This is a genomic window from Methanobrevibacter olleyae, assembly GCF_900114585.1.
Lineage (GTDB): Archaea > Methanobacteriota > Methanobacteria > Methanobacteriales > Methanobacteriaceae > Methanobrevibacter > Methanobrevibacter olleyae.
Genome location: NZ_FOTL01000024.1, coordinates 13,507 through 36,938 on the forward strand (window position 1 = coordinate 13,507; position 23,432 = coordinate 36,938).

Sequence of the window (23,432 nt, forward strand, 5' to 3'; positions counted from 1 at the left end):
GTTAGAAAAAATAGTTAGAAAAGTAAAAAATAAATATTTTATAAAAGGTACTGCAAATTATAATTCTACTTTTATTCCCATTATTTCTTTTTTACCTTTTGCAATATCTCTTGCTATTTGAGCTGCACCAATAGCTCCAGATTCACTAGAAATAATTTTAATTGGATATTTGTTTTTAAAGTATTTATTTAATTTCGCCTCAAAATCTATAGGATCTTTCATAGACCCCATTGAGCCAGTAAGAACTATACCTTCAATATCATTATGACTAACTGCAATTAAACCTGCAATTTCCATAGCTACTGTCATAATCATAGTATCAATAGCTAGAATTGCTTTTTCATCACCATTTTTATAATTATTTAGTAGTTCATCTTTCATAAATGCAACTTTATTATCAATTCCAGCTATTTTAATAGCACCAGCATGTGAAAAGCATTCATTTGCAGTACGTCTGCCTTCATCAATATCTCTAATCATTTCCAAGTCAAGTGGCCCATGTACAACTCCCATAGCACCACAACAAGCATCAATAGCTCCTTTAATTTCCCCATTTTCAATTAATAAATCTACACTATTAGAACTAATATCTGCTACAATCATGTTTTCCCATTTAGTTTCAATATATGCATTATAAACTATACTGACCTTTTCAGGGCTTGCGTGATGAGAATAAGCTGCTTTAAATAAAGGATTTAGCCAATCACAACCTTTATGAATACCTGGAATCATTAAAACAGGAATATCTGTTGCTTCTATTTCACTATAAACAGATGTTCCTCCACCAGTTACTTTACCTGCACCATTTATTGAAAGAATTCCTCTATCTTCAACTTTTTCAATAGGAAGTATTGTACTAATACTATCTCCCATTGCATAAGTAACAATCATTAATTCAATATCATCTAAATCTATGCGTTTAGATAATTCTTCAATTGCTGATACTCTTCCAGCTTTACTATCTTCACGAGATATTTTAAAAACATCCGTAACTTGGCTTTCATTTATTATAGCAAATGAGATTCCAGTGGTTCCGTGATCCATACCTACAAATACCATTTTAATCACAATTAATTTTTAAATAATCATAAAATAAATTTTAAAATAATAAAATAGAATAATTATTAGTTAATTTAGATATATTTAACATAGCTTAAAAAGTTTTATATAAATCCTTAAATTAGAAAATATTCATAAGGAATAAGCATTCAAATAATTTAAAAAAATTATTTAGAAAAAATTAGTAAAATAGAAAAAATTATAATAAAATAAAAAATAAAAAAAGAAGCTAGTCTAAGAGTGAAAACCCCCAACTAGTGAAAAGTTTTAATCAAGGCTTTTTTAATCGAAGAGCAAAAAAGCTTGGATTTAATCTTCTTTTTGTAATCCACAAGCAACTCTTAATCTTTTACCAACAGTTTCGATGGTTTCATGTTCTTCAGCAACTCTCATTTCTTTTAAGTTTGCTGCATCAGTTGCGTTTTCATCTGCAAATTGTTGTTTGAAAGTACCATCTTGGATTTCGCCTAAAATTGCTTTCATTTCTTTTTTAGTTTCATCAGTAATAACTCTGCCACCTCTGGTTAATCCACCATATTCAGCAGTGTTACTTACATCATGCCACATACCTGCCATACCATTTTCATAGATGTCATCTACAATAAGTTTTACTTCGTGACAGGTTTCAAAATAAGCAATTTCAGGTTGGTAACCTGCTTCAACTAAAGTTTCAAATCCAGCTTTAATTAAAGCGGTGAGTCCACCACATAATACTGCTTGTTCACCGAATAAATCAGTTTCAGTTTCTTCTTGGAAAGTGGTTTCAATTACACCTGCTCTAGTAAGACCAACAGCTTTTGCCATACCTAATGCAAGTTGTAATGCATCTCCAGTAGCATCCTGTTCAATAGCTACTAAACCTGGAATACCGAAACCTTCTAAGTAAGTAGTTCTTACTCTAGAACCTGGACCTTTAGGTGCAAACATTACAATATTTACATCTTCACCAGGTTTAATTAAACCAAAGTGAATGTTGTAACCATGAGAAAATGAAATAGTGTTTCCAGCTTCAACATAAGGAGCAATTTGTTCATTGTAAACTTTTTCTTGGGTTTCATCTGGTAATAATATGTGGATAATATCTGCAGCTTCAGCAGCTTCTTCTATAGTTTTTACATTCATTCCATCATCAATAGCTTTTTGCCAAGATGAGCCTCCTTCTCTAAGGCCAACAATTACATTTAATCCACTGTCAGCCATGTTTCTAGATTGACCACGACCTTGACTTCCGTATCCAATTACTGCAATAGTTTTATCTGCAATAACTTCGGTATCAACATCGTCATCATAATACATTTTCATTTTAAAGACTCCTATAAGTTTTTAATAATTAAATAAATCTAATAATAAAGATTTAATTGTTTAATATCTTTTAGAACAAATAAATCAGTATATCCAATAGAAATAAACTAGTAAAAACTAAACAATCTAACTAGTTTATAGTATTAAATATAATGTTTATATATTTAATTTAATAGTTTATAAAATTTATCAATAGTATTAAAATTAATAAATTTATTAAGAATAATTAATTTCTAGCTTCCAATTTATTTTTAAATAACTGTTGATAAGACAATTGTTGTCAATGCAACAGTTTATATATGATGAAAATTATATTAATAAAATGCATATTAATTCCAATGAATAAAAGAATACTAAAATAAAAGGAGAAAAATATGTCACTTGAGAAATTTAAAGATAAAGATGCTTCTGAATTTCCCATAGGAAAACTAATTACAATGACTGCAAGAGGACATAGCTATTATCTAAATCGCCGCTTGGAAGATTTAAATATTAATGCTTCACAGTTACATTCTTTATTTGAAATAAAACATGAAAGAGAAATTAATCAGGACGAAATAGCTAAAAGATGCAATATAGATAAGGGTGCCATAGCAAGATCTCTTAGAAAATTAGAAGATAAAGGATTAGTTTTAAAAGAAATCGATAAAAATAACAGACGCCAAAATAAGATTTCACTCACTTCCAAAGGTGAAGAGATAATTAAAGAATCCACAAAAATTTTAAATGAATGGGAAGAAGAAGTATTCAAAGACATTAAAGATGAAGATAAAGAATTCATTCAAAACTTCTTAAAAAAGACTGTTATAAAAACAATAAGTCTTAATAAAGAGCTAAAATAATTAAATTAAATCGCTTAATAATTAAACAAGATTTTATATTAATAATAGAAGATTAAATTTGATTAAATTAATTAAATTAATAATTAACAAATTACCAAATCTTATAAGGGGAAAATAACTAATGTTAGAAACTAAAGATAAAAATGAAAATATTGAAATGATTACAGGGGATCCTAAAAGAGCTATAAGAAAGCTAAGTGTTCCTATGATGGTCTCAATGCTTTTAATAATGATGTACAATATCGCAGATAGTATTTGGGTAGCAGGTCTTGGTGCTGATGCACTTGCTGCAATTGGATTTATCACACCCCTATTTACCATTCTTGTAGGACTTGGAAACGGTATAGGAGCTGGTGCAAACTCACTTATTGCAAGATACATTGGTGCAAATGACTTTCTTGAGGCAAATAATGCTGGACTACATGCAATTGTAATCTCAGTTATAGTATCAGCAATATTTACATTTATAATGCTTACTGCAATGGTGCCTATTCTCGAAATAATGGGTGCAGGAGATACAATACAATACGCTCTTGACTATGGATACATCATATTTGGATTTTTATTCATATTTGTATTTTCAGGAGTATTATCTGCAATATTTAGATCTGAAGGAGATATGAGAAGAGCAACTATAGCAATTGCTGTAACAGCAATACTAAATATAATTTTAGACCCAATATTTATTTATTATCTCAATATGGGAATTATGGGAGCTGCATGGGCAACAATTATCTCTTGTACTGTGTCAATTCTTGTAATGAGTTATTGGATTTGGATTAAAAAAGACCTTTTCCTTGATTTAAGCCCTAAAAACTTTAAATATAAAGGAAAAATCATGACAGATACACTTCAAGTAGCTATCCCATCAACCCTTGAAAATATTATCTTTTCAGCACTAGCAATTATGATTAATTCTATGCTTGTTATTGCAGCAGGAACAACTGCAGTAGCAGTTTATACTGCATCTATGAGAATTGTACAGTTATGTATGATTCCTATGATTGGTATTGGTACAGCTGTACTTACAGTAGCTGGAGTAGCCTATGGTGCACATAATTATAATAATCTTAAAATAGGCCATAGTTATGCTATTAGATTAGGATTTGGAGTATCCATTATACTTGGAGCTATAATGATTATATTCTCAAGTCAAATAGCAACTGCATTTAGTTATACAAGTGCAAGTGCAGCACTTGCACCAGAAATAGCAACTGCAATAAGTATTTTAAGTCTTTTTGTACTTGCTATACCACATGGTATTATGTCATCTATGATGTTTCAAGGAGTTGGAAAAGGAACTTACTCCCTTATCATTACACTTCTTAGGTCTCTTATATTAGAAACAGTTACTGCATATCTATTCTGCTTTATATTTGGTTGGGGATTACCAGGTATTTATGCAGGAGTAGTATTCGGTTGTTTCCTCGGAGGAACAGTCGGATATCTATGGGCTAAATTCTTCATTAAGAAGTTTAAAAAGATAGCTAAAGATAGCTATGGTGCTGTAGTAGCTGCTAAATAAATAGCTATTTAATAGCTATTTATTTTTCACTCTTTTTTTTAGAATTTTATTCATAAATATTTTCTATAATTTTATTTCTTATTTATGAACTTATAATTATATATCAGAATTACCTAGTAAAAAATCAACTAAGTTTAAATGCTTGATTCCATTATTAGACATATCAGCATCGTCCATAGTGATTATATATTTAGGATAATTATCCTTAATCTTATTTAATAGAGCAAATTCTCTTTCAATTGTCTCATCACTTGCTAAAAGATATGAAACTTGAACATAAATAATATTTGATTGTTTTTTACAAACAAAATCAATTTCTAAATCACCAAATTTGCCAATATTAATATTGTATCCTTTTCTTAAAAGTTCAATATAAACAATATTTTCTATAACTCTTGTAATATCTCTTTGATTATGACCGATCATCACTTGTCTAAATCCCAAATCACATAAATAATATTTTTCTTCATGTTTTAATATTTTCTTAGATTCTAAATTTTCACGTTTTACTTGATAGATTAAGCATGCATTTTCAAAATATTTTAAATAATTATAAATCGTATTAACAGATAAATTGACCATATCCTGTTTTAATCTATTGTAAATTTTATTTGCAGAAAAAGTTTGAGAAATATTATACATTACAAATCTCATAATTCTATCTAATAAATCAACATTTTTAATATTATTTCTTTGAACAATATCTTTAAGTACAATAGAATTATATAGATCCATCAACACTATTTTTCGATCATCCCCTTCATAATCAAAAGTAGAAGGCATCCCTCCATTTTCTAAATAATTATAAAAATGTGTTTTAAAATCATTAGAAATATTATAATAAGTAATGTATTCTTTAAACGAAAAGGGATAAACATTTAATTCTAGATAACGGCCAGATAAATAAGTTGCAAATTCGCCAGACAATAATTTAGAATTAGAACCTGTAATATAAATATCATGATTTCCTTTAGCAAAATAGGAGTTAATTAATTTTTCCCACTTAGGAATAGCTTGTATCTCATCAAAAAATAAATAAATCTCACCTTCTAAATTTTTAGTTTTATCTGAGATAAAATTTTCTAGTTTATTAATATCATCGATTTCAAAATAATCACTTAGTTCAAAGTTAATCCAAATAATATTTTCTTCTTTAATTCCTTCTTCAATTAAATAATCAATAATTTGTTTAAGAATTGTTGATTTTCCAGAACGTCTTGGACCTATTAAAACTTTAATAATAGGTTTATTTATAAAAGGCTTAATTTTATCAATATATTCAGTTCTTTTAATAATCATGCAATCACAACCTATTAGTCTATTATTTATTTTTTAAATAATATAAAGTTTTCATTTAACTGAAAATAAAACTAAAAAATAAGAAAAGTTTTCACTTAACTGAAAATAAAACTAAAAAATAATAAAAATTTGCACTTAGGTAAAAACATTGAATAAAAAAGTTCAGTGATTTAGATTCGGTAAAAAACAGCAAAAAAGATTTAAGTAAAAATAAAATAAAAAAAAGAAAAGTAATTAATAAAAATTACTCCCAAATATTGATAAAAATTTTTAATCAATGTTCTAGATACTAGTCTGTAGATTGAGTTAGTAATGAGCTCTAGCTACAGCAGTAGGTCCAGTACGAGCTATCTTTTTAATACCAAATGGTTTAAGTAATCTTAAAAATGAATCAATCTTTTCAGGATTACCAGTAACTTCCATTGTAATATTATCATCACATACATCAATGATTTTAGCTCTAAAAATATCTGCATATTGTATAATTTCAGATCTTGATTTTTCTTTAATTGTTTTAACTTTAACTAAACAAAGTTCTCTCTTTAAAACATATTCAGGATCAATATCTTTAATTTTTACAACATCAACAAGTTTATGTAATTGTTTAATAACTTGTTCTAAGACCTTTTCATCACCTCTTACAACAAAAACCATTCTTGATAAGTTTTCAACTTCAGAAGAACCTACAGTAATACTATCAATGTTAAATCCACGTCTAGTAAATAAACTAGCTACTTTTTGAAGTACACCTGGTTTATCTTCTACTAAAGTACTAATAACATGAGAATTTTTAGCCATATTATTTTCCTCCTTCAATAGATTGAGAATCTTTAGAAAGTTCTTTTTCATCTAAATTAATATTTTTAACATCACTTTCATATTTATACTCACCTAGAATGTCAGTTATAGCTCCACCTGGTGGGAACATTGGAATAAACTCATCCTTTTCAACAGTAATATCTAAAAGCATAGCTTCATTATCTTTTAATGCTTTAGGTAAAATATTTTGAGTTTCACCAAGTCCTTCAACTCTTTCTGCATTAATTCCATAACTTTCTGCTAATTTAACAAAATCTGGAGTATTTCCCATATCAGTTTGTGAGTATCTTTTATCATACATTTTATTTTGCCATTGGTAAACCATTCCTAATTTTCTATTGTTTAAAATAGCAATGACTACTGGAACATCATACTCTTTAATTGTAGCAAGCTCTTGGGAAACCATCAAAAATCCACCATCCCCTACAATAGCAAGTACTGCTTCATCAGGACATGCTACTTTAGCACCAATAGATGCAGGCATACCAAATCCCATAGTTCCAAGCCCTCCTGATGAGATAAACTTACGAGGTTTTGAAATATCTAAGAAGTGTGCCGCCCACATTTGATGAATACCTACATCAGTAGTTACAATTGTATCTTCATTAATAGAATTTGCAATTTCTTTAATTACTTGTTGAGGTTTTAGTGGAATATCATTATAACTTACTCTTGGTATTGTAGATTTTTTAAAGTCTACAATAGATTTTAACCAAGCACTTTTATCACTTGGACTGCCTTCTAACTCTTTGATTAATTGGTTTAGTACAATCTTTGCATCACCTACAATTGGTAAATCTACATGTACATTTTTACCAATCTCTGCAGGATCAATATCAATATGGATAACTTTAGCATTAGGCATAAATTCATCTAACTTACCAGTAGTTCTATCAGAGAATCTACATCCAATTGCAAGTAAACAATCACTTTTATTTACATTTTGATTAGCTACTTGTTTACCATGCATTCCAAGCATACCAATAGATAAATCCTCTTTCTCATCAATAATACCTTTACCCATTAGTGTGGTAGCTATAGGAGCTTTAATTAACTCTGCAATTTTTTTAAGCTCTTCTGATGCACCTGATAATATAGTACCTCCACCAGCTAAAATAAATGGCCTTTCTGCTTCAAGAAGCATTTTAGCAGCTTTTGCAATTTGCTTATCGTTACCTTTGGTAGTAGGTTTATAACCTGGAGTAGGTATAGTTCCTAATAGATATTCATCTAATTCTTGCTCTTGCACTTCTTTAGGAATATCAATTAAAACTGGGCCATTTCTACCAGTTGAAGCAATTTCAAAACTGGTATTAATAATACTTGGAATATCATTTGCATCTTTAGGTTGATATGAATGTTTTGTAATAGGCATTGTAATACCCATAATATCTACTTCTTGAAATGCATCATTACCAATTAAATTACTAACTACCTGTCCAGTAATTGCAATTAATGGAGAAGAATCCATATATGCATTTGCAATTCCAGTAACTAAGTTAGTTGCACCAGGTCCAGAAGTAGCTAAACAGACACCAACTTTACCAGAAGCTCTTGCATAACCTTCTGCAGCATGTGCTGCACATTGCTCATGTCTAACAAGTATATGCCTTAAATCTGAGTCATATAACATGTCATAAAATGGAATAACAGTACCTCCAGGGTAACCGAATATGGTGTCAACACCTTTATCCATTAAAGCTTTTATAATAGCGTCTCCGCCTCTCATTTTCATACATCCTTTTATTTGATAATATTTTAAACATTTTATAAATTTGATTTTGATTTGTAGTGTAATAATATATATCTAAAGATAGATATAAATATTAACATATATTAAAATTTGAAACTTAATATATTATCAAATACAAAGTAATCATAATGAATAGTTTCGAAGTTTAAATAAGAAAATAAACATTGTTTGAATAATTTAAAAATTAAAATTTAAAACTCTTAAATGGAGAATTAAAAATGAAAGTATTAGTTGTTGGAACCGGTGCAAGAGAACATGCAATCTGTGATGCATTAAAAGATGATGTAAAATTATATGCTTATATGAGCAAGAACAATCCTGGAATTAGTAAAATATCTACTTTCAAAAAAGGAGATGAAGGAGAAGTTGATGAAGTAGCTGAATTTGCAAAAGAAAATGAAATTGAACTAGCTATTATCGGACCTGAAGCTCCTCTTGGAAAAGGAATTGTAAATGCTTTAGAAACAGTTGGAATCCCTTGTGTTGGACCAGCACAAGAATCAGCAAGAATTGAAACTGATAAATCATTTATGAGAAACTTATTTGAAAAATATGAAATTAAAGGATCTTTAACTTACAAAGTATTTGATAACTACGAAGATATCAGTGCATTTTTAGATGAATATGAGAAAGATGTTGTAGTAAAGCCTGTAGGTTTAACTGGAGGTAAAGGTGTAAAAATCGTAGGAGATCACCTTAAAGACAATCAAGATGCAAAAGCTTATGCAAAAGAGGTAATGGACAATGCAATGGGAGGATTTGCACAGGTAATTATTGAAGAAAAAGTGGTAGGTGAAGAATTTACCATCCAAGCATTTTGTGATGGAGAAAACTTAGCTCCAATGCCTGCAGCACAAGATCATCCCCATGCCTTTGAAAATGACCAAGGATTGATTACCGGAGGAATGGGTTCATACTCTGATGTAGGTGGATTATTGCCATTTTTATCTAGGGAAGACTACGATGAAGCTGTTGAAATTATGAAAGAAACATTAAAGGCAATAGCTAAAGAAACCACCCCCTACAAAGGAATTCTCTATGGCCAATTTATGTTATCTAAAGATGGGCCAAAATTGATTGAATACAATGCAAGGTTTGGTGATCCAGAAGCAATGAATGTGCTTCCACTTTTAAAAACTCCAATGGTTGATGTGTGTAAATCAATAGTAGATGGAAGTCTTGGAGATGTTGAATTTGAAGATTTGGCTTCTGTATGTAAATATATCGTACCTGATGGATACCCAGATACTCCCCATGCCGGTGAAATCATTGAGCTAGATGAAGAAGCTATTGAAGCATTAGGTGCAAAAGTGTTCTATGCAGCTGTAAGTGAAGAAGAAGGTAAAATCTTTCTTTCTGGTTCCAGAGCTTTAGGAATCGTTGCTCAAGGAGAAACAATTCGTGATGCTGAAAAAATAGCTGAAGAAGCTTGCAACTTAGTTAAAGGAAATGTTTACCATAGAAGAGATGTTGGAACTGAATCTTTAATCCAAAAACGTATCGATCATATGGAAGCAATTAGAAATGGATAAATAATTTAAAATTATTAAATTGTTAATCAACTAATAATAGAAATGAATTAGTAGTTCAAGCTTATTAGATTATTAGTCAACTAATAGCTAATAAGTTAATTGTCCAATAGTGGGCCAGTAGTTAATCAATTCCTAAACTGATTAATTACTAATACTTTAAAATAAAGATTTTAATAGAAATTCAGTGATTCGATGTCTAAATCTACAAAATCTAGAAATACAACCTTAAAAAAGGTAAAAAAATTAGAAAGGCAAGGAAAATACCTCAAAGCCTTAAAGGTTTGTGATGAATATTTAGACAATACTATCGCTGAAGAAAGCTTAATTTTATTAAAAATCGACATTTTAGTGGAATACTATAATAATGATGATTTTATAGGATTGATTAATGAATACAAAATCAAATTAACTAATTTTTTAGAGGAAGATAAAGAAATAGAGCTTTTAAAAATCTACAACACTTTAGATAATTATCTTGAATTAAAGACTCAGAATTTAGCTACTGAAGGTATAGTTAAATCATATCTTGCTGGAGGATTATTAATAGATAATCTAGAAACTATTTTAGTATTAAATGAAATGGTTAAAGATAATTATAAAAATCTAGAAGAAGATGAAGAATATATTGAAAAAACTATGATTCCACAAGACCTTGAAAACTTTGTAGAAAATGTTTTAAAAACATCTTACCAATATTTAGAGCTTATTCTTACTAATCCTAAAGCCCAAATAGCTGATTCTAATTTTAATTTAGATGCAATTAGATCTAAATTAATACAATTCTTAAAACCTAAAAAAGAAGAACCAGAAGAAAAAATAGTAAAATCAGCTGAAAAGATAACAATTGAAACCGTAGCTGAGCTTGAAAGTGAAAGTGAAAAAGAGTTATTAAAATCAAATGATGATACTGAAATAAGCAGAGAATACAGTACTGAAGATGAAATTCAAGGTCTAAAGGATATTATTTCTTATTTAAATAATAAAAATGAATTTAAAAAAGCTTTAATATATCAAAGAAAACTTGTTAAATTAGCAAGAGAAGAAAATATTAAATTTAAAGAAGAAACCGATTCAAAGCAAAGAACACTTTCTGATTTTTAAATTTAATATTTTTCATACCCCCTTATTTTTTAATTATAGAATTTTATTATAAACTAAATTACTTTTTTAATTATAGCAATTAACTTAAAACCCAATTACCTATTTAATTATACCATTAACTTAAAACCCAATTACTTTTTTAAAGCTATTTTTACTTATTTATTATAAAATGCATTTAATGCATTTATAAATGTGAAAGTTTTAATAATATTAAAAATAAATATTTAACTTTATTATACTAAAAAATTATATAAAATAAGTATTTTTATAATAAATTTTATGAAGGAGTCTAAAATGAGAAGTCTTTTATCAATAAGTGATATTGAAAATGAAGTTGTAAAAATCCTAGATATTGCAAGTGACTTCAAAGCTGGAAAAATAGAGGAGAAACCTCTTAAAAATCAAAAATTAGCAATGATTTTTCAAAAATCATCTACAAGAACAAGAGTTTCTTTTGAAGTTGGAATGTATGAATTAGGTGGAACCGCATTATTCTTATCAACTAATGATATTCAATTAGGAAGAGGAGAACCTATTAAAGATACTGCAAAAGTTTTATCTAGATTCGTTGATGCAATAATGATTAGAGCTATTGAACATGATGATGTTATAGAACTTAGAGATGAATCAGATGTGCCAATTATAAATGGTTTAACTAATTTAGAACATCCATGTCAAGCATTAGCAGATATGTTAACTGTTAAAGAACATAAAGGTGGATTTGATGGTAAATTCGTTTATGTTGGTGATGGAAACAATGTATGTAACTCTCTTTTATTAATATGCGGATGTTTAGGAATGGATATGGTAGTAGCTTGCCCAGAGGAATATAAACCAAATGAAGAAATTGTAGCTAAGGCAGAAGGCTATGCAAAAACAAATAATTCTACAATAACTATTACAAATGATGTTAAATCTGCTGCAAGTGGTGCAGATGTTATCTATACTGATGTTTGGGTAAGTATGGGTGATGAAGAAGAAGAGAAAAAAAGAAGATTTGAATTTAAAGATTATCAAGTAAATCAAGAACTTATTGATTTAGCAGATGATGATGTAATCTTTATGCACTGTTTACCTGCAATTAGAGGTGAAGAAGTAAGTGCCGAGGTAATTGATGGACCTCATTCTGTAGTATATGATGAAGCAGAAAACAGAATGCATGCTCAAAAAGCAGTATTATATTACTTCTTAAAAGAATTACAGTGAAAATAATATTAACTTCTTAGAAATCAATCTTAAAATAAAAATATATCCATTCTTAAAATCTTACAATGAAAATAATTATTAAATTATTTAAAATAATTTAAAAAAGTATAATAGGCTCCAATTATTTTAAATATGTTATTTAGAAAAAAGGGTGAAAAAATGGACTTTAATGACCCTGCATTAGAACATTTAGTAAATAAAATTACAATCGCATTAGAAGAAAACAATAGAGAAGAAGCAACAAGATACATGGATATCATCATTGAAGAGTATCCAGAACTTGCAAACATTTTAATGAATTCTATTGAATTCCAAGCATTAATAGCTGAAAATGAAGAAATAGCTAATAATGAGACAGACAAACAATCCCAAGCTATCAGTGCTGAAGAGATTATTAAACCTGGAAACACTGCTGAAATTGATGAAAAAAGAATTATTGATGATATGAATGCAATGTTAGATATTGAACCTAGCACTGCACAAGAATATATTCAAAAAGGAAGTGTTTTAACAATTACTGAACAATTTGAAGATGCTATAGATTGTTTTGATAAGGCTTTAGAATTAGACGAAAATAATCTTTCTGCTTTAATTTCAAAAGGAAATACTTACGAACTTATGGAAAAATACGAAGAAGCTTCTAAAGTTTATGATATTGTAATGAAAGTGGAAGTAAATGATATTTATGACTTGATGAGTAAAGGATATGTCCTTGAAAATCATCAAAGATTTGAAGATGCTTTAAAAACTTATAATAAAGCTTTAAAGAGAGATAAAAATAATTCTAACATTCTTTTTTTAAAAGGAAGTTGTTTAATTAAACTCCAAAAGCATAAAGAAGCTATTAAAACTCTAAATGATTGTATTGAAAGATACAGTGATAATCCTTATGAAACTATTTTTGAATTGGAAAATGCCTATCACAACAAAGGTGTCAGCTTACATGCTTTAGAAGAAGATGATGAGGCACTTGAAGCATTTAGTCTTGCTTTAGGAATTAACCCAAATTACCATTACACTTATTATGAAATTGGCATTATCCAAGAAGACAGACAAAAATACGAAAGTGCTTTAAAAAACTATGAAAAATTCTTAGAATTTGATAATACTGACTCTGAAGTTGTAGAAGCAAAAGAAAGAGTTGAAGAATTATTAAAAGAATAATTTTAAAATAAATTAAAAAATAAGTACTTAAAAATTATTATAAAGTATCTAATTATCAATTATTTTATAATAATTTCTTTTTTTATGAAAAAATAACTAGTTCGATATAATAAGAACTAATAAAAATATTCCAATTTTCCAAAAATAATAAATTAAAAATGAAAAAATAAAATAAAAAAAATAGAAAAATAAAAAAATAGTAAAAAGCAGATCACTTCTACTATTAGAATAATAGAAAAATAGTAAAGAGCAAATCATTCCCACTATCAGAATGAACTTTAATCAAATTTTTATCAAAAAAGTTTGGAAAATTTTTAATCAAGGATTTAGCCAATCATTAATTGAAAAAATTTTGGTCAAGGTTTTTAGCCGAAGGCTAAAAAGCTTGGCAGAAGGCTAAAAAGCTTGGCAGAAGGCTAAAAAGCTTGGCTACATCATCTCAGGAGCATTTACTCCTAAAATATCTAATGCATTTCTTAAAGTAATTCTCGCTTTTTCAACTAAAATTAATCTTGCATTCTCTACATCAGAACCAATTACCTGTTCTGCTTTATAGAATCTATTAAATGCACCAGCTAAATCTTGACAATATTGAGCAACTGGATGCACTCTCTTTATATTAGCAGAATCTTCAATCAAACTTGGGAATTTAGCAATTAATTTTACTAGCTCTTTTTCAATGTCATCTAAAGACCAGTTATCTTCCACTACAATATTATCTAAATCAATGCCATTTTTTTCTTGAGCTTTTTTAAGTAATTTACAAGCTCTTGCATGAGCGTATTGAATAGAAGCACAACCTCTTTCAAAACTTAAAGCTTCGTCCCATTTGAAAGTTATATGTTTTTCAGGAGATAATCTTGCAATATAATATCTGATTGCACCAATACCAATATCTTCAGCTATTTCATCAATAGTTGCTTCATCAAGGTCAGGCCTTCTAGATGTAATTTCTTCTTTAGCTCTACTTACTGCTTCATCCATTAATTCATCTACAGAGATAAATACTCCCCTTCTTGTAGACATAGACCCTTCAGGTAAGGTAATGAATTCATAGAAAATAACTTCCATTTTATCATCATTTGGTTCAGTTACTTCTAATATTTCAAGAGCTATAGATACTTGTTTTGCAGCTAATTTATGATCTGAGCCAAAGATATCTAATACTTTATCACATTTTTTACATTTATATATATGATATGCAATATCTCTTGTAGAGTAAAGTGAAGTTCCATCTGCTCTTCTTAATACAAGATGCTTATCAATATCATACTCAGTTAAATCTAAGTATAATACATCCTCTTTTCTCGCATAGCCAATTTCATATAATTCCTGAGTGATTTTATCAACAATACCTGTTCTTACAAATTGGCCTTCCCAAACAAATGCATCATGAATAATATTCATTCTTTTTAAAGTTTCTTTTACACCTTCAAGACAACTGTTTACTGCATACTCGAACTTTTCATCAAGTTCAGATGGTCCGCCTTCATATTTTCTAATAGTTGCATCTACAACATCAGATAATGAATCATCTTCTTTTAATATTTGGTTAACTTTAAAGTATAATTCTCCAACTTTATGATCTATTTTCTCAGATGGTTGATCTTCTAATTTTAAACCAAGCTCTTCCATACCGAAAACAATCATAGCTAATTGTCTACCCATATCATTAACATAGTATTGGGTATCTACCTCTCTACCTGCCATTGTTAAAAGTCTTCTTAAAGAATCCCCAAGAATAGAGTTTCTAATATGGCCAATATGCAAAGGACCATTAGGGTTAGCTGAAGTATGTTCTAAAATGATTTTTTCATATACTTTATCAAGTTGACCATAATCTTCATTAACTGAATCTAATAATTGCTTTGCAAAGATATCATGATTAATAAAGAAGTTTACATAAGGTCCAGTAGCTTCAACTTTTTCAAATATTTCTGGAAGTTCTGTCTTTTCTACAAGTTCAGGAGCAATTAAATTTGGAGCTTTTCTTAAATGTTTAGCTAATTGAAATGAAACAGTACTAGCTAAATCACCTAATTCTGGATTAGGTGGAAACTCTAATTTAATTTCATCTTCAAATTCACAGTCCAACTGATTAACTGCTTTTTTTAAAGCCTCTTGAGCTTCAGATTTTATTTTAAAGTACATATAAACACCGAATAAATATAAATTTCTAAGTTATAAAATAGATTCTACTAGCTAAATTAAAGCTATTTCCTATTAAAAAATTATGATTAAAATAATAAAAATAATGATTAATTAAAATTGGTTTAAATTTATAGCAATTCAATAAATTGATTATAAAATTAAAATAATTAATCATGAAATTTTAAAGTCCTCTAATCCATATAGAGATATATCCTATTTTAGGGATAATTATAGGTTGATCGCCAAAAGTTAAAACCCTTGAAGTTATTTGCTTTTCTGTAACCCAATAAGGATCAGCACCCTCATTATTATCCCCCTTAATCTTAAATACAGTAGTACCATTAATTTTACCAATATCAATTACTCTATGAATAACTGGCCCTTCATGCCAAACTGCATCATAAACTACAATATCTCCAACTTTAACATCAGCGGGACTAAATTCTTCTATTCCTAGTAAGTTAGCTTTTTCAAGTACTACAATATCTCCCCTATACATAACAGGTTCCATACTGCCAGATACAACTACATTTAAGTGTTGTGCAATAATAAGGACAACTGCTATAAGGATTATATAAACTGCTATTTCTTTTAAATCTATATCCAAAATAACACCTTTTTTATATTTTTTATAAATTAATTAGTAAGAATTATAAAAATTAAAAATTTTAATCATTAAATATTTAAAAAAATTTTTAATAGCATTATAATATAAATAATATCTTTCATAAAATATTTAAATTTAATTAAAAATAATATTAAAAAATAGAAATAGGGTAGAAAAAATGAAAATAAAAAAAGAATAAGAAACCCCCAAATAAAAAAATGAAAATAAAAAAAATAAAAAAATAAAAATAAATAAAGAAAAGATAATAAAAGCTATCTTAGAACAGCCCCTTCATCTGCAGAGGAAACTGAACGTCTATATATATTCAACCATCCTTTTACCTTTTTCTCTGGCAAATCTGCATTTTCAATTCTTTCTTTAATTTCTTCATCAGATAATTCAACATTTAAATTTCCATTAGTTATATCAATTTCAATAATATCTCCATCTTTTAATGCTGCAATTGGCCCTCCACTCATAGCTTCAGGAGATACATGACCTATACAAGGACCTCTTGTACCACCAGAGAAACGTCCATCAGTAATTAAACCTACATTTTTAATACCCATTCCCATAATAGCTGATGTTGGGTTTAACATTTCTCTCATTCCAGGACCTCCTCTTGGCCCTTCACATCTGATTACAAGGATGTCTCCTTCTTTAAGTTCATGGTTAAAAATAGCTTCAACAGCATCTTCTTCACTATTATAAACTTTAGCTGGTCCTTTAAGTTGCATTAAATCTTCAGGTACAGCTGCAGATTTTACAATAGAACCATTAGGGGCAAGATTACCTTTTAATACAGTTAGTCCTCCTGCTTCATGAATAGGATCTTCAAGTGAATGAATAACCCCATTACCACTAACCTTTGCATATTTTAAGTTTTCTTCTAAAGTTTTTCCAGTGCAAGTCATAACATCAGTGCTTAATTTAGATTCAATTGTTTTTAGTACTGCTGGAATTCCTCCATCTTCATGTAAATCTGCCATAGTGTCTTCACCTGCAGGAGATAAAAGTGTAATATGAGCTACTTTATCACTTATCTTGTCAAATAAATCTAAATCTGCATGAATACCTTTCTCTTCAAGTTCATATGCAATAGCTGGAATATGTAATGCAGTGTTACTTGAACCACCAAGAGCCATATCCATTGCAATAGCATTTTCAAAAGCCTCTTGAGTCATAATGTCAGAAGGTTTTAAATCCTCTTGCACCATTTCTACAATCCTTTTACCAGTAGCTATTGCTAAATCTTTTTTAGCATCAGATAATGCAAGAGTTGTAGCACAATATGGTAAACTCATACCAAGAGTTTCAGTTATACATGCCATAGTATTTGCTGTAAATAAACCAGAACAACTTCCTGCACCAGGACATGCACAATTTTCCAATTCATATAATTCTTCTTCTGTAATTTTACCAGAGGATAATTCACCAACTGCTTCAAATACAGTGATTAAATCGGCATTTTTCCCTTTAAAATGACCTGGTGCCATTGGTCCACCAGTTACAAAAATAGAGGGAATATCTAATCTTGCAGCTGCCATTAACATTCCAGGAACAACTTTATCACAACTTGGCATTAATACAAGGCCATCAAAACAATGTCCCATAGTCATACTTTCTACAGTGCTTACTACGATTTCACGTGAAGCAAGTGAATATTTCATACCTTCATGATTCATTGCAATTCCATCACAAATAGCCATAGTATCAAATTCAAATGGAATCCCTCCAGCTTCTCTTATACCCTCTTTTACATATTCCACTAATTCTCTAAGGTGAATATGACCAGGTACAATATCTGTATAACTATTTGCTATTCCAATAAATGGTTTATCAAAATCATCATCTTTTAATCCGCAAGCACGAAGTAATGATCTATGTGGAGCTCTTTGTACCCCTTTTTTTACATTATCACTATTCATAACAATCATCCAAATAAAATTAATAAATTATTTATTTTGCCTCTATAATTATAAAATTAAAATCAAAATTTAAATTGATTTTAAAATTTAAATTGATTTTAGTTAATTATTTATTAGTAACTAATATTTATTAAATTTAATTTATTAAATAGTTTCCTTATTTACGAATAGTTTAAAAAAATATAAAAATAGAAATAAGGAGAAAATCAAAATTAAAAAATTTAAAGATTAAAGGTTAGAAAATTTAAATAGTATATCTTGTATAAAAAGTAAAAAAAGTATAAAAAGTAAAAAATAAATAATAGAAAAATGATTAAAGCTAATCTGATTTAATCATAGTTAAAATCATTTTATATGGTCCTTTAACTGCTTGTAAAGCATGTGGGATATTTGCAGGCATGATAAGCATTTCACCTTTTTTAACAGTATGCCCTTCACCTGCAAGAGTAATTTCTGCTTCACCATCAATTATTTGAACCATAGCATCAAAAGGAGCACTATGTTCACTTAATCCTTGTCCTTGATCAAAGGCAAATAAAGTTACTGTGCCTAGTTCTTTTTTAATAACTTCCATACTTACAACAGAGTCTTTCTGATATTCAATCATACTTTCCATTTCGATTGCTTTTCCTTTTATATCCATAGTAATTTCTCCTTTTAATTTGTATATAATTTATTAAAATTATTGTAATAAATTTATTGAATAATTAATATAATTTATTGAAGAATTAATATAATAAATTTAATGAATAATTAATTTTAATAAATCAAGTTTAATGAGTTTTAAAGAAAATTTAAGTTTCAAGATTAAAATATCTAATTAATACTTTATTTGTATATATAATTTTTTTATAATTTTTTTAAAAAAAATAAATTACAAATAATTAGGGGGTGAATAAATTATACAGATTTTGATTATTAGATGTTAATTAACTAGACATTTAAATCTCAAAACTTAAATTGTAAATATGATCTTTCGAATGGTAAAATTGACAATTAATAATAAATAAATAAATTATGGGGATTTAACCCATAATTTTCTTAATATCTTCTTTAGGAGTTGATATTGGAGTTAAGTTGAAGTTTTCAACTAAAACATTTAAAATATCATCATTAGCCCATGCAGGAAGAATAGGTCCAATGAGTATATCAGTTTTTCCAAGGTATAGTAAAGTCCAAAGAATAGCAGCTGCTTTCTGTTCCATCCAACTTAATACAATAGTAAGAGGTAATTCATTTAATTCCATTTCAAATAAGTCACATAAAGCAACAGCAAGTTCAATAGCTACAATAGCATCATTACATTGACCTAAATCTAATAATCTTGGAATACCTTCAATATCACCTAAGTCAAGGTCATTGAATCTGAATTTATTACATGCTAAAGTTAATACAATTGTATCTTCCGGTAATTCTTCTACAAATTGCCTGTAGTAATTCATTCTTGGGTTTGGAGAATCACAGCCAGCAACTAAGAAGAATCTTTTTATTTTTCCAGCAAGAACTAATTCTTTAATTTGAGGTGCTAAAGATAAAATAGTACTTAAACCGAAACCAGTAGTTATAGTAGAAAGTTCTTCAGCTTTTAGGCCACCTAATTCAATAGCTTTATCAATTACTGGTTTGAAATCGTAACCCTCAATAACCTGTGTATCAGGGATTTTTACAATATCCATAGTGAATAATCTTTCAGCGTATTCAGGTTTTGGTAATAAAACACAGTTAGTAGTACCTAAGATAGCAGCATTATATTCAGAGAACATTTTTTTCTGATCTATCCAAGATCCACCAATTTGACCTGCTAAAGATTCGTATTTAGCAAGTTCAGGATAACCGTGAGCAGGTAACATTTCACTGTGAGTGTAAACTTTAACATCAGTTCCTTCAGTTTGTTTTAAAAGTTCTTCTAAAGCTTTTAAGTCATGCCCAGTTACAATAATTGCAGGGCCTTCTTGAGCTCCAACTTTTACTTCAGTAGGTACTGGTTCGCCGAAGTTTTTAATATGAGCTTCTTTAAGCATTTTCATTACTTTAAAGTTAGCTTCACCAGCACCTAAACCTAATTGTACTAAATCACCAATATCGAAGTTTACATTAGTTAAAGTAGAGTACAATCCTTTAGATAAGAATTCATCTACACTATCATCAGTAACTCCTAATTCGTTACAATGGTAGTTGTAAGCTGCAATACCTTTCATAGCAAAAATTAAATTATCTTGGAGTCTTGCGACAGTAGCATTTTTACCACACACCCCACTATTTGTACATCCGCTGCCTCTTGCAGTTTGAGAACATTGATAACAAAACATGTTAAAATCACTCATAAAACACACATCCTTTTTAATTAAAGATTAAAAAATAGAAATTATAAATATCATTATATAAGCTATTAAGATTAAATAAAATGGAAAAAATTAAAAAAGTTATAATTTTAAATCCATATTAAAAATATTAATCGGCCCTTAACTATTAAAAACCATATATAGAATATTTTAATAACTATTTTATTATTAATCAATTAAACATATTTTTTAAAGCATATATAAATATTTTGTAACTAAGATAGGGTAAAAAGTAACAAAATATTTTTATAAAATAAATATAAAATTATAAATTGTAAGTAAATAAAAAAATAAAGTCCTAGAAAATTCAAAAAAATAAGATCCAAGAAATTTTAAAATAAAGAAAAAAAATCTATTAAAATAAAAAATTTTGAAAAATAGAGAATTAATACTATTTAAAGAAGGAATTTCATGGAAAAAATCATAGAATCACTACAAAAATTTGGCCTTACAAGATATGAAGCAAAGGCATATATTGGAATAAGTAATTTAATTTCAGCTCGAGCAGAAGAAATAGCTAAATCATCTGAAATACCTCGTTCAAAGATTTATAGTACACTGAAAGAATTAGAAAAAAAAGGATTCATTACAATAACCCATACAAGACCTCTTGAATATAAAGTAATTCCTCCAAGTGAAATATTTAAAAAGAAAAAAGAAGAATTAATTAAAGAACTTGAAGATTCCGAAGAAAAATTAGATGAAATCTATAATAATCAAATATCAGAAATTCAAGCTCCTGTATGGTTAATTAAAACAAGTGAAAATATCATCACTAAAGAAGTTGAAATTATTAGAAGAACTAAAAAATCAATTAATATGAGAATAGGATTTTTACTTGAAAATGAAGGAGAAACACTTATTGAAGAATTTAAAAAACTCCCAAGAAATATTCCAATAAAAATTCTTGCAACACCTGATTGCTATATCAATCAAGAAAAGTTAAATATTATAAAAATGTTTGAAGAGGCTAACTTAGACAATTTGGAAATTATAGAATCAGATATTAAATTTGCAAAAATCATTATTAGAGATGGAAAAGAGCTTTTCCGTACAATTGTAAAATTCACTGGCGAGGAAAAATCGGTTCTCCCTGGAACTTCAGTAGGGGTTTTAAATCAATATAAAGATATCTGTAAAAACTTTGATGAACGTTTCTTAAATCAGTTTAATAAAATGAAATCTAAACAAAAGAAAAATAAGAAAAATAAAGGAAACCCCTGATAAATAGTTGATTATTTCTAATGATTTAATAAATAGTTGATTAATTCTCTAATGATTTATCAACTATATCACATATCATTTCCCCTACATTTAAAATAGCTGTTCTATACTCATTAGTTCTTTTTGCAAATTCATCATAATTATCCATAACTTTAAATATTGCATCATCTAAGTCTTCAAGGTCACATTCTACAGTTGCACCTTTAAAGATAGAAACCATATCGTGGTAACGGCCGTATTTTACTCTTTTTAAAATAACAACAGGTAAATTACATACCATAGCTTCATGAAGCATTAAACCATCATTAGTTAAAACAGCAAGATTTGCTAGATATAATAAATCATTTACCCAATCAATAAAACCAAGATTGATTATTTTAGTCTCATCAATATATTTATAAAAATCATCTTTAAGAGGATGTCCAACTAAAACAAGATTATACTTATCAGAATACTTAGAGAATTGGTCAATAGCTTGAGCTGTTTTTTCAAATAAAGAAGAACCTGATGAGAAAACAATAGTTGGTTTAGATTCATCAAATTGGATAGCATTAGGATTTTTCTCTTTTATATCTTTAGAGTGTTTTTTTATCTTTTCTAATGCTTTATTTTTATCTCCATGACTGATATTATCATTTACAGGTAAAAATGACTTAACCATATTATCTGGAATATCATTTGATAAGAATAAGTTATTCTCAGGTAAAATAATTGGAGTTCCTATATGTCTACAAATTTTAGTATCTAATGGAGTAATTAAAAGACTTACAGAGGGAATTCTTGCTAATTTTGCACCAAGTGCACCAACAATTGCTCCACCACCAAGAATACCTAATTCTAAATCAAATTTCTTAGATTTTAAAAGTTTTTTTGTTTTGAAAACAGCTCTTAAAGCCCTAATAGCAGCTTTAATAGTAGTTGAAATTGTTGCAGAATGACCTCCAGCTTGTGGAATGATTAATTTATTCCAAGAGATATTATTCTTTTTAAATAAGATACCTGGAGCTAATTCATCTAATGCAATTTCACAATCATATCCTCTTTTTTCTAATGCATTGTAAACATTTAATGCTATTCCAGCATCTCCACCTAAACCTCTACCTGTTACAATGATTAATATCTTTTTCTTATCCACAAAGATTCCTCTATTTAGCAATGAAAAAATAAAAATAAATAGTTTAAAATTTAAATAATTAAAAACTTATAATTTTTGCATTAGTTATTTATATCTATCATATTTTATATAGTTTAGGCTCTTTCAAAAACTTTGTTGATTTGAAAATTTTTTTAATAAAAAGTAGTGGTTTTTAGAATTTTTTCTTAAAAAATTGTTTGATTTTTATTTAAAAATAGTAAAATTTAATAAAGAGTTGGAGCAAAGTTTTTTTCATGATAAAACAAAAAACAATTGCTCCAAATAGTATTTTAGATGTTGAACAATATATATTTTGCGATTTTAATGATGATTTTGTTCTTTCAAATCCTCATTTTGTAAGATTATTTAATTCTTGTCGTGAAGTTTTTAAATCTTTTGATTTAATTTTTAAAAAGGATGTTCCTTATTTTAGGATGAATTAT

At 28.1% G+C, this 23,432-nt stretch carries 19 protein-coding genes; 8 read left to right on the forward strand and 11 right to left on the reverse strand.

All coding sequences use genetic code 11. From position 1 onward, the window contains the following. Positions 1-57: 57 nt before the first annotated feature. Together BM020_RS06955 and ilvC are read right to left on the reverse strand one after the other, a co-directional pair. On the reverse strand, positions 58-1,059 hold the full coding sequence (locus BM020_RS06955) for a methanogenesis marker 12 protein (RefSeq protein WP_067148560.1): 1,002 nt from the start codon (positions 1,057-1,059) through the stop codon (positions 58-60). 309 nt (positions 1,060-1,368) lie between these two features. Continuing rightward, positions 1,369-2,361, reverse strand: coding sequence for a ketol-acid reductoisomerase (ilvC, locus tag BM020_RS06960; RefSeq protein ID WP_074798683.1), 993 nt, complete (start codon positions 2,359-2,361; stop codon positions 1,369-1,371). A 374-nt stretch (positions 2,362-2,735) separates the two neighbouring features. Here ilvC and BM020_RS06965 point away from each other — a divergent pair, with 374 nt between their 5' ends. Next, positions 2,736-3,203, forward strand: a complete 468-nt coding sequence (locus BM020_RS06965) for a MarR family winged helix-turn-helix transcriptional regulator (RefSeq protein WP_067148554.1) — start codon at positions 2,736-2,738, stop codon at positions 3,201-3,203. A 121-nt stretch (positions 3,204-3,324) separates the two neighbouring features. Beyond that, complete coding sequence (locus BM020_RS06970) at positions 3,325-4,728, forward strand: MATE family efflux transporter (protein WP_074798685.1); 1,404 nt, start codon at positions 3,325-3,327, stop codon at positions 4,726-4,728. Between the two features lie 96 nt (positions 4,729-4,824). Here BM020_RS06970 and BM020_RS06975 read toward each other — a convergent pair whose 3' ends face one another. The 3 genes from BM020_RS06975 to BM020_RS06985 all read right to left on the reverse strand — a co-directional run bounded on the left by BM020_RS06975 (position 4,825) and on the right by BM020_RS06985 (position 8,575). After that, a complete protein-coding gene (locus BM020_RS06975; protein ID WP_234970533.1) occupies positions 4,825-6,027 on the reverse strand; it encodes an ATP-binding protein in 1,203 nt (400 codons plus the stop codon). 306 nt (positions 6,028-6,333) lie between these two features. Then, complete coding sequence (ilvN, locus tag BM020_RS06980; protein ID WP_067148547.1) at positions 6,334-6,825, reverse strand: acetolactate synthase small subunit; 492 nt, start codon at positions 6,823-6,825, stop codon at positions 6,334-6,336. 1 nt (position 6,826) lies between these two features. Beyond that, positions 6,827-8,575, reverse strand: a complete 1,749-nt coding sequence (locus tag BM020_RS06985; RefSeq protein ID WP_067148545.1) for an acetolactate synthase large subunit — start codon at positions 8,573-8,575, stop codon at positions 6,827-6,829. A 242-nt stretch (positions 8,576-8,817) separates the two neighbouring features. On the opposite strand from BM020_RS06985, the gene purD reads away from it, so the two are divergent. The 4 genes from purD to BM020_RS07005 all read left to right on the forward strand — a co-directional run bounded on the left by purD (position 8,818) and on the right by BM020_RS07005 (position 13,602). Then, complete coding sequence (purD, locus tag BM020_RS06990) at positions 8,818-10,131, forward strand: phosphoribosylamine--glycine ligase (RefSeq protein WP_067148541.1); 1,314 nt, start codon at positions 8,818-8,820, stop codon at positions 10,129-10,131. 192 nt (positions 10,132-10,323) lie between these two features. Further along, entirely contained in the window at positions 10,324-11,232 is a 909-nt protein-coding gene (locus BM020_RS06995; protein WP_074798688.1) for a hypothetical protein, read from the forward strand. Between the two features lie 294 nt (positions 11,233-11,526). Beyond that, a complete protein-coding gene (gene argF / locus BM020_RS07000; protein WP_067148534.1) occupies positions 11,527-12,438 on the forward strand; it encodes an ornithine carbamoyltransferase in 912 nt (303 codons plus the stop codon). Between the two features lie 159 nt (positions 12,439-12,597). Beyond that, positions 12,598-13,602, forward strand: a complete 1,005-nt coding sequence (locus BM020_RS07005) for a tetratricopeptide repeat protein (RefSeq protein WP_067148531.1) — start codon at positions 12,598-12,600, stop codon at positions 13,600-13,602. Positions 13,603-14,031: 429 nt separating this feature from the next. Here BM020_RS07005 and argS read toward each other — a convergent pair whose 3' ends face one another. From argS to hcp, 5 genes are all read right to left on the reverse strand, one after another. Continuing rightward, a complete protein-coding gene (gene argS, locus BM020_RS07010; protein ID WP_067148528.1) occupies positions 14,032-15,753 on the reverse strand; it encodes an arginine--tRNA ligase in 1,722 nt (573 codons plus the stop codon). A gap of 181 nt (positions 15,754-15,934) precedes the next feature. Beyond that, positions 15,935-16,360, reverse strand: coding sequence for a signal peptidase I (locus tag BM020_RS07015; RefSeq protein WP_234970534.1), 426 nt, complete (start codon positions 16,358-16,360; stop codon positions 15,935-15,937). Positions 16,361-16,632: 272 nt separating this feature from the next. Then, complete coding sequence (gene ilvD / locus BM020_RS07020) at positions 16,633-18,288, reverse strand: dihydroxy-acid dehydratase (RefSeq protein WP_074798691.1); 1,656 nt, start codon at positions 18,286-18,288, stop codon at positions 16,633-16,635. A gap of 319 nt (positions 18,289-18,607) precedes the next feature. Next, positions 18,608-18,937, reverse strand: coding sequence for a cupin domain-containing protein (locus BM020_RS07025; RefSeq protein WP_067148522.1), 330 nt, complete (start codon positions 18,935-18,937; stop codon positions 18,608-18,610). A gap of 376 nt (positions 18,938-19,313) precedes the next feature. After that, positions 19,314-20,612 (reverse strand): hydroxylamine reductase, encoded by a 1,299-nt coding sequence (gene hcp / locus BM020_RS07030; protein ID WP_067148519.1) that lies wholly within the window; start codon positions 20,610-20,612, stop codon positions 19,314-19,316. A 429-nt stretch (positions 20,613-21,041) separates the two neighbouring features. Between hcp and BM020_RS07035 the strand changes: the two genes are divergently transcribed. Continuing rightward, on the forward strand, positions 21,042-21,854 hold the full coding sequence (locus BM020_RS07035) for a TrmB family transcriptional regulator (protein WP_067148516.1): 813 nt from the start codon (positions 21,042-21,044) through the stop codon (positions 21,852-21,854). A 40-nt stretch (positions 21,855-21,894) separates the two neighbouring features. Here BM020_RS07035 and BM020_RS07040 read toward each other — a convergent pair whose 3' ends face one another. Further along, positions 21,895-22,989, reverse strand: coding sequence for a glycosyltransferase (locus BM020_RS07040; protein ID WP_067148513.1), 1,095 nt, complete (start codon positions 22,987-22,989; stop codon positions 21,895-21,897). A 254-nt stretch (positions 22,990-23,243) separates the two neighbouring features. Between BM020_RS07040 and BM020_RS07045 the strand changes: the two genes are divergently transcribed. Then, on the forward strand, positions 23,244-23,432 hold a 189-nt coding region (locus BM020_RS07045), incomplete at its 3' end, for a hypothetical protein (protein WP_143743969.1).

What these genes read in the sequence shown, in the direction of transcription:
- BM020_RS06965 (WP_067148554.1), top strand. Translation starts at nt 2,736, where the DNA reads ATGTCACTTGAGAAATTTAAAGATAAAGATGCTTCTGAATTTCCCATA.
- BM020_RS07035 (WP_067148516.1), top strand. Translation starts at nt 21,042, where the DNA reads ATGGAAAAAATCATAGAATCACTACAAAAATTTGGCCTTACAAGATAT.
- purD (WP_067148541.1), top strand. Translation starts at nt 8,818, where the DNA reads ATGAAAGTATTAGTTGTTGGAACCGGTGCAAGAGAACATGCAATCTGT.
- BM020_RS06985 (WP_067148545.1), bottom strand. Translation starts at nt 8,575, where the DNA reads ATGAGAGGCGGAGACGCTATTATAAAAGCTTTAATGGATAAAGGTGTT.
- ilvC (WP_074798683.1), bottom strand. Translation starts at nt 2,361, where the DNA reads ATGAAAATGTATTATGATGACGATGTTGATACCGAAGTTATTGCAGAT.
- ilvD (WP_074798691.1), bottom strand. Translation starts at nt 18,288, where the DNA reads ATGAATAGTGATAATGTAAAAAAAGGGGTACAAAGAGCTCCACATAGA.
- BM020_RS06995 (WP_074798688.1), top strand. Translation starts at nt 10,324, where the DNA reads ATGTCTAAATCTACAAAATCTAGAAATACAACCTTAAAAAAGGTAAAA.
- hcp (WP_067148519.1), bottom strand. Translation starts at nt 20,612, where the DNA reads ATGAGTGATTTTAACATGTTTTGTTATCAATGTTCTCAAACTGCAAGA.
- BM020_RS06955 (WP_067148560.1), bottom strand. Translation starts at nt 1,059, where the DNA reads ATGGTATTTGTAGGTATGGATCACGGAACCACTGGAATCTCATTTGCT.
- ilvN (WP_067148547.1), bottom strand. Translation starts at nt 6,825, where the DNA reads ATGGCTAAAAATTCTCATGTTATTAGTACTTTAGTAGAAGATAAACCA.
- BM020_RS06975 (WP_234970533.1), bottom strand. Translation starts at nt 6,027, where the DNA reads ATGATTATTAAAAGAACTGAATATATTGATAAAATTAAGCCTTTTATA.
- BM020_RS07005 (WP_067148531.1), top strand. Translation starts at nt 12,598, where the DNA reads ATGGACTTTAATGACCCTGCATTAGAACATTTAGTAAATAAAATTACA.
- argS (WP_067148528.1), bottom strand. Translation starts at nt 15,753, where the DNA reads ATGTACTTTAAAATAAAATCTGAAGCTCAAGAGGCTTTAAAAAAAGCA.
- BM020_RS06970 (WP_074798685.1), top strand. Translation starts at nt 3,325, where the DNA reads ATGTTAGAAACTAAAGATAAAAATGAAAATATTGAAATGATTACAGGG.
- argF (WP_067148534.1), top strand. Translation starts at nt 11,527, where the DNA reads ATGAGAAGTCTTTTATCAATAAGTGATATTGAAAATGAAGTTGTAAAA.